The sequence below is a fragment of the Chitinophaga sp. G7 BAM 1005 genome (genome assembly GCF_057126945.1).
In genome coordinates this window covers 5,086,293-5,101,093 of record NZ_CP181478.1, presented here as the reverse complement: position 1 = coordinate 5,101,093, position 14,801 = coordinate 5,086,293, and the positions used below count along the sequence as shown (strand labels likewise).

The 14,801-nt window shown below is 47.2% G+C and carries 11 protein-coding genes; 8 read left to right on the top strand and 3 right to left on the bottom strand.

The features are described from left to right. Nucleotides 1-28 precede the first annotated feature (28 nt). The 3 genes from ACMXI2_RS20295 to ACMXI2_RS20285 form a co-directional block, all read right to left on the bottom strand. Nucleotides 29-1,576, bottom strand: coding sequence for a DUF6770 family protein (locus ACMXI2_RS20295; RefSeq protein WP_483777894.1), 1,548 nt, complete (start codon nt 1,574-1,576; stop codon nt 29-31). A gap of 42 nt (nt 1,577-1,618) precedes the next feature. Further along, a complete protein-coding gene (locus ACMXI2_RS20290) occupies nt 1,619-3,013 on the bottom strand; it encodes a M48 family metallopeptidase (protein ID WP_483777893.1) in 1,395 nt (464 codons plus the stop codon). A gap of 65 nt (nt 3,014-3,078) precedes the next feature. Next, nucleotides 3,079-3,912, bottom strand: a complete 834-nt coding sequence (locus ACMXI2_RS20285) for a phosphatase PAP2 family protein (RefSeq protein ID WP_483777892.1) — start codon at nt 3,910-3,912, stop codon at nt 3,079-3,081. Between the two features lie 95 nt (nt 3,913-4,007). On the opposite strand from ACMXI2_RS20285, the gene ACMXI2_RS20280 reads away from it, so the two are divergent. The 8 genes from ACMXI2_RS20280 to ACMXI2_RS20245 all read left to right on the top strand — a co-directional run bounded on the left by ACMXI2_RS20280 (nt 4,008) and on the right by ACMXI2_RS20245 (nt 14,798). Further along, nucleotides 4,008-4,763 carry an MBL fold metallo-hydrolase gene (locus ACMXI2_RS20280; RefSeq protein ID WP_483777891.1) on the top strand — a complete coding sequence of 252 codons (756 nt, stop codon included), beginning with the start codon at nt 4,008-4,010 and terminating at the stop codon, nt 4,761-4,763. A gap of 72 nt (nt 4,764-4,835) precedes the next feature. Next, nucleotides 4,836-5,324 carry a DUF5946 family protein gene (locus ACMXI2_RS20275; protein WP_483777890.1) on the top strand — a complete coding sequence of 163 codons (489 nt, stop codon included), beginning with the start codon at nt 4,836-4,838 and terminating at the stop codon, nt 5,322-5,324. 41 nt (nt 5,325-5,365) lie between these two features. After that, nucleotides 5,366-6,082 carry a DUF92 domain-containing protein gene (locus ACMXI2_RS20270; RefSeq protein WP_483777889.1) on the top strand — a complete coding sequence of 239 codons (717 nt, stop codon included), beginning with the start codon at nt 5,366-5,368 and terminating at the stop codon, nt 6,080-6,082. A gap of 496 nt (nt 6,083-6,578) precedes the next feature. Further along, nucleotides 6,579-7,586, top strand: coding sequence for a PorP/SprF family type IX secretion system membrane protein (locus ACMXI2_RS20265; RefSeq protein ID WP_483777888.1), 1,008 nt, complete (start codon nt 6,579-6,581; stop codon nt 7,584-7,586). A gap of 27 nt (nt 7,587-7,613) precedes the next feature. Then, complete coding sequence (locus ACMXI2_RS20260) at nt 7,614-9,206, top strand: hypothetical protein (protein ID WP_483777887.1); 1,593 nt, start codon at nt 7,614-7,616, stop codon at nt 9,204-9,206. 82 nt (nt 9,207-9,288) lie between these two features. Further along, nucleotides 9,289-9,894: an RNA polymerase sigma factor gene (locus tag ACMXI2_RS20255; RefSeq protein WP_483777886.1), complete on the top strand. Its 606-nt coding sequence runs from the start codon at nt 9,289-9,291 to the stop codon at nt 9,892-9,894. A gap of 84 nt (nt 9,895-9,978) precedes the next feature. Next, nucleotides 9,979-11,154, top strand: coding sequence for a FecR family protein (locus ACMXI2_RS20250; protein WP_483777885.1), 1,176 nt, complete (start codon nt 9,979-9,981; stop codon nt 11,152-11,154). 113 nt (nt 11,155-11,267) lie between these two features. Beyond that, on the top strand, nt 11,268-14,798 hold the full coding sequence (locus ACMXI2_RS20245; RefSeq protein WP_483777884.1) for a SusC/RagA family TonB-linked outer membrane protein: 3,531 nt from the start codon (nt 11,268-11,270) through the stop codon (nt 14,796-14,798). Nucleotides 14,799-14,801 lie beyond the last annotated feature (3 nt).

Sequence of the window (14,801 nt, the reverse complement as noted above, 5' to 3'; positions counted from 1 at the left end):
CTGCTTTTTTATTAAGATGAATGTATTATTAACTGATCTTTTCCAGGTGCACATCAATACGCTTTTCTTTCTTGAAATATTCCAGGATCATCACAGAGCCAGGCTTTGCCGGGAATATTTTCAGCTGGCTGGCTTTGGATTTTAACTTGATCTTATCCTGCGTGAATTTACTGCCGTTATAGTGGATGGTATTGAAAGTTTGTCCTTTGTATTCACCGGTTCTTTCATAATCACTGTAACAGATGGAGAACGCTTCGTTATCTTCATCACCGGTAGTAAAATCATAATCAAAAGCGCCTGTGCTTTTGAGCGCCAGTGCAATCATATGCTGACTTACATAATCTATACCTGGCGGGGTAGTGGCGGCATTATTTGTTTTATTAAATATCTGGGCGCCGGTTACATTAAAATGTTCATCAAATGTCATGACCACCATATCGGTGATGGTGATTTTTGTGGCATTAAATGCATCAACTCCCGCTGCAATGCTTAATGCCTTCAGAGCTGTGCCGCCGGCGCTAACCTGCCTTTTATAGCCTTCACCTACTACCGTTAGTTTACCATCCGCTGAAAGAATGAGGTTATGAATACAGAGATAACCTATTTCATCTATTTTTCCTTTCCCGGAAGTGTGAAGGTATTTGGCAAAATCAGTTTCCCAGCTGTTGTATTTTCTGGAGAGAATTTTTCCTGCTGTATTCATTTCATAAACAGCAAGCCCTTTACTGGCAGCTTTTACCGGGTTTTCGCCCTTGTCGCAATAAGGCCCCATTACCAGGAAGGTGCCATCGCTTTTACGTTTGATGCTGGAAGGGAGTATGCGGTATTCATCTTCCTCTCCCTCAAGATCAAATGCCACTTTTTTAGTAATAAAGTTGATACCTACCAGGTGCGCTGTCACGGCATTACCGATCAGGCGTCTTCTGCTCAGTACCTGCAGGATAATGAGACTATCGGTATTACCCAGGTATTCTGCCTGGGCATACCGGTTCTTGTCATCCGGGATGTATTTCCAGTAAGCTTTTTTCTGAGATCCGTAGAAATCCATTTCATAGGTATAATCTTTTCCGTCTTTCACAGGCATTACAGACACAAACCCTTTTTCTCCCACATCAAATACATGCCGGTTGGTAGCTTCATTATCTGCGCGGTCTTTGTTATACATCTTCATGAACTCCTCTGTTTTGCGGCTGTATTCATTGATATAAGTACGGAGCAGCTTACCTTGCATAGAATATATCTTCATCGTGAGTTTTCTTTCCTTTTCATCCTGGAAAAGAAAAGAGAGACTGTTACCATTGTATGCGGCTTCCAGGAGATTCACCTTTTTGTTATCCTCGAACTTGATATCCTTTACTTTATTGAGATTCTCGTCCAGGATCTGCAAAGTATATTCATTTGTTTTTCTATCTACTTTATCACTCAGATAAAAAAAGAAGTATCCTTTGATCTGTTGCTTCTCCATAATGGTACCGCTGTTACGCAAATAAGCGGAATACACATTGTCGATAGAAAGCTTACCCTGCGCCTGCAATGCAGACCAGCCAGAGAGAAAGAGCAGTACAACTGCGAACATTTTTTTGTACATGATGTTTAGGTATTAGGGCGTTAATTTTTATTATTGGATTAACTGACGCGATTTATTAAACTCCCGCATAAAAGCGGTATAGGTATTCAGTTTCGGCTGATATGCTTCCAGGTAATAAAAGCTGACGGCCGGGTATTCATCCAGGTGCAGGTTTTGGATCATCTGCAGCAGCACATTGTAATTATCGGTGTAAACGGGCGACGGCAGGTCGGTGAGTTTTCCCAGGGTATGCGCTTTCTGTGCATCATAGCAACTGTTCAGCACCTTACCGATATGTGTTACCAGGAAAGGATCATCGGGATATTCCTGTAACAGGGAAATCGCATAATATAAGCTTCTCGAATACTGGTCATTTTCAAATGCATAACTGATCACTTCATATTTAAAAGCATGCTGCAGGGAATCAAAAGTGGCTTTGTCAATAATATTCGGCGCAGTATTGTTCCTTTGACCAGCGCCTGCCATTGCTTCAAGCAGCTTTATGCGTTGTTTGCAATCAGGATGTGTTTTAAGAGAATCTTCCATCTCCCGGTCTTTTTCCAATTGCGCATGTCCGCCAAGTAGTCCTTCCCGTTTGGCTGTCCATCTTTTGCGGAAGGGATACGCTTTGGCGTTGAACAGCTGCTGTAACCTGGCGGCAGTATTCATCGTATCTACGTCTACCGTATCCAGCAGGGCCATTACGGTTAAGGCGCCATTCACGCTGAAGCGGGTGCGTTGCAGGAATGCCAGCCCCATAGAATCGGCCTGGGATTCATGATCCCGGCTGTGCCGGCGGCTGTTAAACGTAACCCCCTTGATCAGTTTTTCCAGTTGCTCCCGCTTGCCGTATTCGGTGGCTTTGATCTTACGCAGCTGCTGTTGCATATCTTTCCCGTTCATGGTATTTACATAACGGGCAATGCTGTTTTCACTATGCTGCAGGTAGTAATGCGCCAGTTCATGACACAGTACAAAAGCTGCCTGGCTCTCATTTTCCAGTTGCTTAAACAGGCCCATGTTAAACAGGATAATGCCTTCGCCGATATAGCTGGCATTGGGAACAGCCGATCTTGAAAAGTAGCAGTGTATTTTTTGATGTTGTAATAACGGGTTTGCCTGTACAATTTCCTGTAATAACTTATCAAGATATTGTTTGGCGCCGGTGGCCGTATAGATCTCTTTTTTGTCGAATTTGGATTTGATATTTTCCCAGCGCTGGTCGTAAACAGCCTGGAATTCTTTTTTGTATTTGGATGGGAAGGCGGCCAGCCTCGCTTTGTAACCGGCTTCAAACTGTTGTTCCAGGCTGGTTAGCAGGCGTTCGTCCGGACTTGCGGGACTGAATACGTTTAACTGTGCGCTCACAGCAGGGGTGAAATAAATAAAACAGGAAAGGCAAACAATACAAATCCGCGCAGCGAGCCGGAAGCAGGGAATACTCATATATGACATAGTGTTATAGGCGCTGCTAAATTAGTTATTTATTTCTAATTCCTGCAGGTTTCAGATCAGGGCGCCATCATGAGCTGCATGGCCTTTTTATGCTCCAGTTCCCGGTGATGCCGGAAAACGCTTTTGGTTACAAAATGTCCCAGGGCCAGGCCTACCCATACATCGCTGCTCCAGTGCCGGTTTTCATACAGGCGGGTGGCGCCGGTAAGGCCGGCAATGCCATAGGATACCCACGGCACCCAGGGATGATCTTTTCCGTAGAGTTCCGCAAAAGCGGTGGCTACTGTCATCACGGTGAGGCTATGTCCTGATGGGAATGAGGTATGCTGTTTATCTTTGCTGAAGGGAGCATTGAAGCTAAACGGGGAATCGTAATAGGTAGGGCGCCCGCGTCTCACAATACTTTTAAGGGTGGCGTAAATGGCGGTGGAAATGATCAGCGATTTGGCAGCCATTAGTCCGCCATGTTCCAGGTTGCGGTCTTTTGCAATTACTCCCACTACATACATGCCGGCTACAAGATACGGGGAATAGGCATTGCCAAAGGGTTCTATCTGGTCTGTTACGCTGGTAACAAAATTCGACTGGTGGCGTACAAAAAACTGTTTCACGCCATAGTCCCCTCCCAGCAGGATGCCGGTTACGCCGGTTACCACGCCCAGCCGGATGTAATCTCTTTTTCCCCAGTGGGCCGGCCGCGCTACCGTATATTTCAGGTCCTGCCAGATACTGCCCAGGTAAACACCGTTTATACGGTACCGTATTAAGGTATCGCTGGCTTTAATAGCCGGACGGCTGCTGTCTGCCACAACGGGCAGGCTGCTGTCCGGTTGTGCCTGTATGCGGGGGGAGAAAATAACCAGTAAAAGAAATATAAGCCGGAATCCCATCTGTTTAAGTGCTTTGCAAAGAGCACGAAAGTAGTATTTTTAAAAGGACGCAGCGCAGGAATTGTTTAACTTTACGATCACATTAATCAGCAATTATGAGAAACTGTTTCCTTGCACTCCTGGTACTTTTGGCCGCCGGCAATGCCATTGCGCAGAGAGTTACACCGGATGTGATCTCCACCTCCAAAGGCAATCTTACTATCCAGCCCATTAACCATGCCGACCTCCTGTTGTCGGTGGCAGGCAAAACCATTTATGTGGACCCTGCCGGTGGTGCGGAGCCACACAAAGGACTGGCGGCGCCGGATATCATCCTGGTAACCGATATTCATGGCGATCACTTTGATCCGGCTACCATCAATACTGTTAAAACGGCCCATACAATTATTATTGCCCCGGCAGTTGTAACAGCGAAACTGGAAGGGATCCCAGCCAGCCAGGTTATCACCCTGAAAAACGGGGAATCCAAAACCGTGGAAGGGATTTCCGTCAACGCCATTCCCATGTACAACCTCCCGGAAAGCGCCACCGCTATGCATACCAAAGGAAGAGGTAACGGATATGTGCTGAAAGTAGGGGGTAAATCTGTCTATATCTCCGGCGATACCCAGGGAATTCCGGAAATGAGGGCGCTGAAAAATATTGATGTAGCCTTTGTTTGCATGAACCTGCCATACACAATGGATGTAACCGAAGCGGCAGATGCCGTACTGGCCTTTGCACCCAAAATAGTATACCCTTATCACTACCGCGGTAAAGGCGGACTCGCCGATGTGAATAAGTTCAAAAGCCTGGTAGACGCGGGTAATAAAGGAATAGAAGTACGACTGCGCGATTGGTATGCGAAATAACAACCACTGAAAGAATGCTGGTGTAAAATCCTTATTTTTAGTATTTACACCAGCATTTAATTTCAGCAGCACATGACAGAAAACAATATCATTTGCCCGGGCTGTAAACTACATCTTGCGTACCAGCAATTAGCCCCCTCCGAAAGATATAATGCATCCGGAGAATGCCTGGATCTCTTCAATCAGCTCGCCGACCGTACCTTTGCTTTTCAACATCCGGATTTCCATCATCAGCTGTCTGTAGATGCCTACGGCGCCCAGCATGCCGGTGGCGTGAGCCGCAATATCATCACCGCCTACGCGTTGATGGGGTTGTATCTTGCACTGGAAAAGAATTATACCGGGCGGCAGGTACAGCATGTGCACAGTATCATCCCGAAGCAATCCTGGGAGAAGCTGGAGCCGCCCGCCACCACCGGCGCCCTCACCGTACAGGATGTACTCAAAGCCACTACCGAGGAGGAACTATACGCCGCCATGAAAAAATGGGCACAGGCGGTATGGGATAGCTGGAGCGCACATCATGCCTTTATAAAAGAAAAGACCGCCCTTTACATTTAAAAAATCAGGAACGGGATATTTGTATAGTTTTGCGGCTTGTTATGCAACTATCTTCTTTCTTCGAACTGATTATTATACTGGTGGCGATTATCGCCATCGCGGTACTGTGTGTGAAAAAACGTAAGCTCACCCCGGGCGGTGGCGTGATGGCAGCGGCAGTAGCCCTGCTGGTAGCCGCAGGAACCGGCTACGGCGGACTGTTATTGCTCGGCGCATTTTTTATCATGGGCATAACCGCTACCTCACATAAGAAGTACCTGAAAGTTTTTCCGGGAGAAAACCCCCCTGAACAGCGCACGGCCGGTCAGGTGTTTGCCAATGGCGGCGTTGCCGCTATCATGGCGTTGCTGGCGCTCATAAACCCTGATATCGACGATATGTACCGGATGATGCTGGCCGCCAGCCTGGCCGCGGCTACTGCCGATACGCTGTCGTCCGAACTGGGCATGGTATACGGCCGCAACTTTTATAATATCCTCACTTTTAAAAAAGAGGCCAGGGGGCTGGATGGGGTGGTTAGCCTGGAAGGCACCCTGCTGGGCGCAGCGGGCGCAGGCATCCTCGCTTTACTTTACGGTATCTGCTTTGGTATGGACGAAACCGTATGGTTTGTGGCCATTGCCGGTATTGCCGGTAACCTGGCAGACTCCCTGCTGGGCGCCACACTGGAACGCAAACACATCATCGGTAATGATACGGTGAACTTCGGCAATACCTTGTTTGGCGCTATTACAGCGATGCTGTTGTACCTGCTGTAACCCCGTGTAGATAGGATTCCTATGTTGTCACATATGTTATTCTGCTGCAAATGATAAAATTCAGTAAACCTTTTACCATTTTTATTGTTGATAGAGGCTGGGAGATACCCTTCTGGTTGCTATTGATGTATGTAGATAATGGAGGGTATCCTTCACAACCGTTTTCAAAAACTGATTTGTAGCTCATATTCTATGGGAAAAAGCGTGCCCGTTGCACGTCCAACCCCTTTTGTCTGTTCGGTTCTAACATTGACATATCCTTTGGCTGCACTGTATCCTGCTACCACCACGCAATGTGAATCAGATCATCGAGTTTATTGTACCCGGACAGAAATGGTAAAACGATTGTTTCGTGATAGGACCTCAATAAAAGTATTTACTTCTACATACTGAAATGATGTACAGCACAAACTGGACAGGGATTTAACGGGGAGGTCAAATTACTTCGGTAATCATTACTTATTGACATCTTAAAGGATCTCGTATGAGCATAAACATGAAATCAAAGTTAATGCTGTTGTTAACGTTTTCCGGGTTGCTGTATAAGCCGCTATCAGTACAGGCGCAGCAGAATCTACAGTTCAGCCAATATGTTTTTAATATGTTGAGTGTAAACCCGGCCTACGCAGGTTACAAAGAAGATCTGTTTGCAAATGCCATTTACAGAAAGCAATGGGTTAATTTCCCCGGTGGTCCCCAAACCGGCGGCGTATCTGTAGACGGCGCCCTGAACGCCTCCCGCGATAACCGCGTAGGATTAGGGCTGCAGGTAATGTATGATAAACTCGGCCCCCAGGACGCTACCTCCATTTATGGAATGTACTCCTACCGTATTCCGCTGAATGAAGACGGCGATAAACGTTTATGCCTGGGAGTAGGAGCAGGGATTACGCAATATGCTATCGACGGTAACGCCCTTGTGTACAACGATGATAATGATCCTACCATTCCTATGGGCAGGGCATCCACCTGGGTACCCGATGCACGGTTCGGAATCTATTACTTCACCTCGAAATTTTACGCAGGCGCCTCCGTAATGGATCTCTTTTCCCTTTATACAGATGCCTCCCGTTATTACTGGAAAGGATACCAGTATAAAACCATCCGTAAAACACAACACCTGTATGTAAACGCCGGCATGATGTTCGACCTGTCTGAAACCGTAAAGTTCAAACCATCTATCCTCGTAAAAGAAGACTTTAAAGGACCTACCAATGTAGACCTCACTGCTTTATTCTTTATAGCCGACCGCCTTTGGGTTGGCGGCTCTTACCGCACCGGGGTGAAGATCTGGAGTAAACCCGCACTGGATAAGAACCTGGAGCAACTGGACGCCGCCAGCGCACTGGTACAGTTTAATATCACCAATCAATTCAGGTTGGGATATGCGTATGATCTTACCGTTAGCAAAATGTCTTCTTTCCAGAGCGGATCACATGAAATATCCATTGGCTTTTTATTCCCCGGCAAGAAAGCCAGGGTGATCAGTCCGAGATATTTCTAATGCAGGGTATTCATTTAAATATACACTATGAAAAAATATGCTGGTATAATTCTACTCATCTTATCGGTACAGTTTTTACAGGCACAGGAACAATTGCCGCTCGACCAACAGGCTGCTGTTTACTACGCCAAATACGATTACGCAAAAGCAGCTTCCCTGTATGAAAGGATTGCCGCAAAGAAAAAAGACAAAACAAAAAACCTTGTGTTGGAACGCCTGGCAGATTCCTACCGGCATATCAATGAATATGCCGCCGCCGCCGATTGGTACGCCAAATTGCTGACCCGCCCCGATGCCCCCGCTGATGCCCGTTTATACTACGGCGATATGCTCAAAAGTTTAGGTAAATACAATGAAGCAAAAGCAGCCTACACACAATATGCACAAACCGGTAGCCCCGAACAGGTGAAAAACCGGATCGCCGGCTGCGATGCCGCACAGGAATGGATACAAACACCCACGCCTGTTGCCATCCGTAATGTGGAACGGCTTAATACCATTGGTTCCGACTGGGGCGCTACTTATTATCCCGGCGGTATCGTATTCGTGTCCGACTCGCTATACCGCAACCAGCTCGAAAATGGCAGCCATTTTAACAGGAATGTATATGGCCGCACCCGCACCGATTTTCAGGGCCTTTATATAGGAGATACCGCCAACTATGGCAATGTATACGTCAAAGATTTTTCCCCGGCATTTAACTGGTCGAAATACCATGTAGGCCCCGCCGTTTTTGATAAAGATTACCGCACGGCCTATGTAACCATGACAAACGCGGACCGCCGCATTCCTGCCGTAAAGGAAGATAAAGTAAAGTACGGCTACCGCCGCCTGGAATTATTCTCCGCGCAAAAAGATGCAAATGGTAAATGGGGCGAACTAACTGCATTCCCCTATAATAAACCCGATGAATATTCCCTGGGACATGCCGCCCTCAGCAATGATGGCAACACCCTTTATTTTGCGGCCAACATGCCAGGCGGACAGGGAGCTACAGACATCTGGTACAGCGAAAAACAAGGCGATGGCAAATGGGGCGCACCGGTAAATTGCGGTGCGGGTATTAATACTTTAGAAGAAGAGGAGTTTCCAACCATAGCCCCCGATGGCGGCCTGTACTTTTCCAGTAAAGGATGGACCGGCATGGGCGGTTTCGACATTTTCCATACCGCTGGTAGCAAAACCCAATGGAGCACACCGGAAAACCTCCGCTATCCCACCAATTCCGCGGGCGACGATTTTTATTTTGTAGCCGCTGCCAATGGAAATACCTACTTTGCCTCCAACCGCACGGGTGGCAAAGGAAGTGATGATATTTATTCCATTACCACACCCTCCACCTATACGCTTACCCAATTACCGCCGGGACTCGTGATCCCATTCACCGGTACCGTGTGCCCGTCATTAACAGCCGCATGTATTTATATCTATAACAAACAACGGCAAATCGGCTGGTGCTTTATCGGGGAGGCCGGCAGGGAAATTAACCTGACACTGGAAAAAGATACCGACTATGAAATCCGCCTCCATTATCCGGGTGGCACACGCGTGGAAACTATTGAGTTCAATACACACGGTGTGAAAGACGGAGAAGCGCTGAGAAAAGATATCTGTAAATAAAAAGAAGAACGAATGACGGCTTTTTTCTATTTTTACGATATCAATCAAAACACCGATCTCTCCGCGCCTAGATTTTTATGGAATGCACCAGTTAGAAGATGAGAAGGAATTGCTCCAGCGGGTAGCCGACGCCGATCAGGAGGCATTCAGTATACTTTATGAACATTATGCCAGGCATGTGTACGGCCTTGCCCTGCGCCTGATGAAATCACCGGAGATAGCACAGGACCTTACCCAGGAAGTTTTTGTAAAAATATGGGTGAAAAGAACACAACTGCTTACTGTACAGCAATTCAGACCCTGGCTCAACGCCATTACCCGCAATCTGGCAATGGATTACCTGCGGAAAAAAGTAGCGGCTCCGGAAAATGAAGCATACCTGACCAGCTTTTTTACAGATACAGCGCCTTCCGTAGAAGAACAACTGGCGCTGAAACAACTGGAAGGAGCCATTTTACAGGCAGTAGACCAACTTTCCCCTCAATTAAAAACCGCTTTTATGCTGAGTCGTTTCCAGGGATTAACCCATACGGAAATTGCACAACGCATGAATATTTCACCCATTACCTCCAAAAGTCATCTGGTGCGGGCATTGGCCATTATCCGTAAATACCTGGAAGAAAACTTCCCGGAAATAGTACTGGTGGCTCTTTTGTACCTGACGCCATTATTTTCTGCTTTTTTTTAAGAAAGTATGCATTACCCACCGGATGTATTTACGTCTAATAGTAGCAAAGGGTAATAACAACATCAACCATTATTATTTAAATGCATGCAACCTGCCGACAAGGAATTTGATGAACTGTTCCGCAAGTATACGGACGATACCATGACACCGGAAGAGTTCCGGCAATGGCGGGTAATGCTCCTGGATGAGCGCAACACTGCCCGGCTGGAAAGCCTGCTGGCGGCGCTTGCCGACACTGACCACTCGGCATTCGGACAGGACGCGCCCCTGCCGGAAATGTACGCGCATATTATACAAGCCACTCCATCAAAAGCAACAGATAAACCACCGCGCCGCCTGATTCCCCGGCAGTATGCCTGGTGGGCAGCAGCGGCATCCCTGCTGCTACTCATTGGCACCGGTATTTTCCGCTGGCAGCAGCAAACCGGCAAACAGCAACTGGCCGCGAAATACGACGTGGCGCCAGGCAGCAGTAAAGCTGTACTGAAACTGGCCGATGGCTCCGTAATTGCACTCGACAGCGTTGCCAAACGGCAAATACAGCTGGGCAATACCACCGCCCAGCAGGTAAACGGCCAGCTGAATTATGCGCCTTCCTCCAACGGGGAGGCCGCCGGTATCAACGTACTTACAACGCCACGTGGCGGCCAGTTCCAGGTAGTACTGCCCGATGGTACCAAAGTATGGCTGAACGCCGCCTCTTCGCTCAGCTATCCTACTGCTTTTACCAGCCGGGAACGACTGGTGGAAGTGAGCGGGGAAGCCTACTTTGAAGTAGCGAAGGACCCGCACAAACCCTTCCGGGTAAAGATCAGCAAACAGGAAAGCTATATTGATGTACTGGGCACTCACTTTAACATAAACGCCTACCCCGATGAAGGGGCCATCCGCTCTACCTTGCTGGAAGGGCGTATCCGCTTCAGCGCGGCGCAGGCGGTGGTATTGCAGCCAGGACAGCAGGCTGTTTTAGCGGCAGGTACGCAAACGCCGCAGGTGGTGAACGGAGTGGATACCAGCGCGGTAATGGCCTGGCGCAGCGGCCTGTTTAATTTTGAAGGACAACACCTGCGGGAGGTAATGCGGCAACTGGCCAGGTGGTATAACATCGAGGTAGTGTACGACCAGGAAGTACCGGATGTGGTGTTCGGTGGTAAAATAGTACGGAACGTAAGCCTGACGCAATTACTCAAGATATTGACTGATGCCGGCATTCACTTCAGGCTGGAGCCTGGAGGAAAACTCATCATACAACCTAAATAAACCAATCATAAAAAACGAAAACCGGAAGTGCTTGGACCCACTTCCGGTTGGTAGTTCAGTCGTTTTAAATTTTCCGTAAGAGAATCTATTATCAACCAAACCAAATGCAATTTATGCAAAAAAATGCTTATTGTGGCCACCTGTCATGGTGGAGGCATCGTTACATTACCAAAATCTTCTTCGTAATGAGGCTTACCTTTTTACTGCTGACCATTACTTTTCTAAGTGTGCATGCGTCAACTTTTTCACAAAGTGTTACACTTTCGGGAAAGGATCTTTCCCTGAAGAAAATTTTTACTGCTATCGAGCAGCAAACAGGCTATGTAGTTTTCTACAACAGCGAATTGCTGAAAACGGCAAAACCGGTAACGGTAGCGGCAGAAGAGATGCCATTGGCGGCTTTCCTGGCAACGGCCTTTAAAGACCAGCCATTGAATTATACTATCACGGATAAAGTGATCACGCTCGCGGTAAAACCGCCGCCACTGGAAGGCAAATTACCTTTTGTGGTAAGTGCTTTTATAGAAGTGAGGGGAACCGTACTGAATGCGGTGAATAAAGAGCCCATTGCATCGGCATCTGTAAAAATAAAAGGAAAAAACAGGGGCGCTATTACAGATCCGCAGGGCAACTTTGTACTGAATGCAGAACCCGGCAATGTGCTGATCATCACCTCCCTGCAATATGAAACACAGGAAATAAAGATCATCCCTAATCAGCCCGTCCTCACGGTACTGATGAATCCGGCAGTATCTAAACTGGATGAAACCGTAGTAACGGCTTTTGGGATAGAAAAAAGTTCCAAAGAAGTAGGTTATAGTGTAGCCAAAGTGAGCGGGGCAGATATCAACCGCGCCAATTCCGGCAACCTGCTCCAGGGATTGGCTGGTAAAGTGTCCGGTTTAAATATTGCTATACAGAGTGCCGACATGAACCCGCAGATGCGGGTACTGATCCGCGGCATCCGCTCTTTTAGTACCACCAGTAATAACCAGCCGCTGTTTATCCTGAATGGTACCCCCTTATCTTTTGGCTCCGACAACGGCTCCGCCGCCATGATCATGGACTTTATCAATAACATCAACCCTGCTGATATTGAAAACGTAACCGTGCTGAAAGGCGCCAATGGTACGGCCTTGTACGGACCGGAAGGGGTGAATGGCGTGATCGTCATCACCACCAAAAAAGGACAAAAGGGTAAACCGGCTATTAACTTCCGCAACAGCGTAAACTTTTCCCGCCTCGATTTCCGGAACGATAAGAGTAAACAACGACGCTTCGGCACCGGCAGCGGACTGGTAGATGACAAAGGAAACGGTATTTACAGCAGCCTGGATAAAAACGGCTGGGGGCCCGCCTACGATGGCCGCCTGGTACCGATCGGAAGAGCCGATGAAAACGGCGACTACCAGATGGTGACCTACTCTGATAAAAAAGACGCAAGACGCTTCTTCCATGTAGGCCGTACCGTACAAAATAACCTGTCTATTTCGCAATCAGATGCCATCTCCGATTTTTATCTCGGCCTGAGTGCCGTGAATCAAACGGGTATGGTACCAGGCGATAAACAGGATGCTGTCAACCTTTTCTTCAGCGCCGGACGTAAACTGGGCAAACTGAATGTACAGTTGAACCTGAACTACTCCCGCACCAATACCGATAAAGGACCTGAGTTCACTGATATGCTGAGCACACCCACTTTTATCCCTATCCTTAGTTATAAGGATTATGAAAATGATAAGTGGTCAGACATCAACCATTACTGGAATGACAATGATGTGATGAGCCCCTACCAGGCTGCAGCAGACCGCAGGAAGAAAGGGACAGATAATGCGGTGGTAGCGGGTTTGGTCCTGACAGGAAAAGTATTGCCCTGGCTAACGGTAACGGATAAACCGAGTATTGTATATAACGGATTTTATGAAAGATCCGTCTTACAGCCGCAGAACTTTTCTGACTTTGCAAAAATAAATGGTGGCTATAACCGCTTCCGCGACCGGCTTACACAAATGAGCGAGGAATCCCGCGTTATTACTACCCTTAACAACGACCTGCTGATAACAGCCTTAAACCGTGCCGGCGATTTTAACTTCCGTACCACATTAGGAAGTTCTGTAAAAGAAAATTATTACAAGAAATTAATGGGTACCGGTAATCCCATCATACCGGTATTTAACCTGGCCTTTTCCCGCGACCAGCCTTTCGGGAGCGAAGCATCGTTGCTCACCCGCAATTACTCCTTCTTTGGTACTGCTGGTATTGGTTATAAAGACAAAGTATTTGTGGAGCTGATGGCGCGTAATGACTGGGATTCCAAACGTGCAAAAGTAGGTAGGGGTAAAGATCTGTATATAGGCGGTAATACTTCGGTGATCCTGAATGAAGTAATTTCCTCCCTGAAAAATTATACCTGGCTATCCCGTTTGCAGGTACGCGCAGCGGTCAATACCACGGCCAATATGAATATTGAGCCTTATCAGTCTGAAAGGACATTACAGATGGCTTATTCTAATAGTTTTCCTTATCCGGGCACTTCAGATGAAGGCATCATTGCCTATGAATACATGGACGGTAATCCTAACCCATACCTGAAACCGGAAAAGATCCTTAGCCAGGAATATGGCGTTGGTATAAGCTTATGGAAAAACCGCGTATCAGCAGATTTTACCTGGTACACACAACGTAATAACGGGGTGATCATGAAAGTAAAGATCCCCTGGTTAAGTGGCGGCAGCACCGTAGATAACCTGGGCGTGATGCGCAACTACGGCTGGGAAACAGATCTGAAATTTGATCCCATCATTAAAACAAGAAGCGGCTTTACCCTCAGTGCTGATGTACGTATAGCCATGAACGATAATAAGGTCATCTCCATCAGCGATGCCTATGATGGATTGTTCCCACTGAAAACACCCTACTATGGCAGCATGTACGGTGTAGTAGCCCGCACCGGCCAACGCGCCTTTGAATACCAGGTGTATGATTTAAAAAGAGATGCAGAAGGCAGGGTGATCGTAGATAAAGAAACCGGTATGCCGGATGTGGATGTGAACAAACCCATTTACGGTGGTCGTACCTTACCGAAGTATTCCGGTGGAATGAGTTTGAACTTCGGCTTTAAGGGATTCAACTTAGCGGTAATGGGAGAATTCAATACCGGCGCCATGCACTACTCTGAACTGATGGAATATGATGTGCAGTACGGATTCAGCGTACTTACTACGTATAACGACCGGAAGCCTTTTATTTATCCAAACTCATCTTATGATGATGGAACCGGTAAGTATGTGGCTAACACCAGTGTATATACGAAGAATGCTAATCAGGAATTATACAGCCACTTTACCAATGCCTCCGCCAACTATCTCACCAAAGCCAGCTTCTTCAAAATAAGGGAAGTGGTGATAGGTTACGAACGCTTCTTTAAAACAAAAACTATCAAGAAACTCAACTTAAGTGTATACGGCCGAAATGTGTTCAACTTCTATGCAAAAGCAAATAAATCAGGTGATCCGCAGCTGATCAAAGGTCCTGGCGACAGAGGCTACCGGACTATCCCCGACAACCTTTCGGGATCTGCTTCCGGTGTTTCTACCGTTCCGGGTGTTGCACAATATGGGGTGATTACTACTGTGAGTTTCTAACAA

Coding starts and splice junctions, on each gene's coding strand:
- ACMXI2_RS20295 (WP_483777894.1), bottom strand. CDS start 1,576: ATGTTCGCAGTTGTACTGCTCTTTCTCTCTGGCTGGTCTGCATTGCAG.
- ACMXI2_RS20290 (WP_483777893.1), bottom strand. CDS start 3,013: ATGAGTATTCCCTGCTTCCGGCTCGCTGCGCGGATTTGTATTGTTTGC.
- ACMXI2_RS20285 (WP_483777892.1), bottom strand. CDS start 3,912: ATGGGATTCCGGCTTATATTTCTTTTACTGGTTATTTTCTCCCCCCGC.
- ACMXI2_RS20280 (WP_483777891.1), top strand. CDS start 4,008: ATGAGAAACTGTTTCCTTGCACTCCTGGTACTTTTGGCCGCCGGCAAT.
- ACMXI2_RS20275 (WP_483777890.1), top strand. CDS start 4,836: ATGACAGAAAACAATATCATTTGCCCGGGCTGTAAACTACATCTTGCG.
- ACMXI2_RS20270 (WP_483777889.1), top strand. CDS start 5,366: ATGCAACTATCTTCTTTCTTCGAACTGATTATTATACTGGTGGCGATT.
- ACMXI2_RS20265 (WP_483777888.1), top strand. CDS start 6,579: ATGAAATCAAAGTTAATGCTGTTGTTAACGTTTTCCGGGTTGCTGTAT.
- ACMXI2_RS20260 (WP_483777887.1), top strand. CDS start 7,614: ATGAAAAAATATGCTGGTATAATTCTACTCATCTTATCGGTACAGTTT.
- ACMXI2_RS20255 (WP_483777886.1), top strand. CDS start 9,289: ATGCACCAGTTAGAAGATGAGAAGGAATTGCTCCAGCGGGTAGCCGAC.
- ACMXI2_RS20250 (WP_483777885.1), top strand. CDS start 9,979: ATGCAACCTGCCGACAAGGAATTTGATGAACTGTTCCGCAAGTATACG.
- ACMXI2_RS20245 (WP_483777884.1), top strand. CDS start 11,268: ATGCAAAAAAATGCTTATTGTGGCCACCTGTCATGGTGGAGGCATCGT.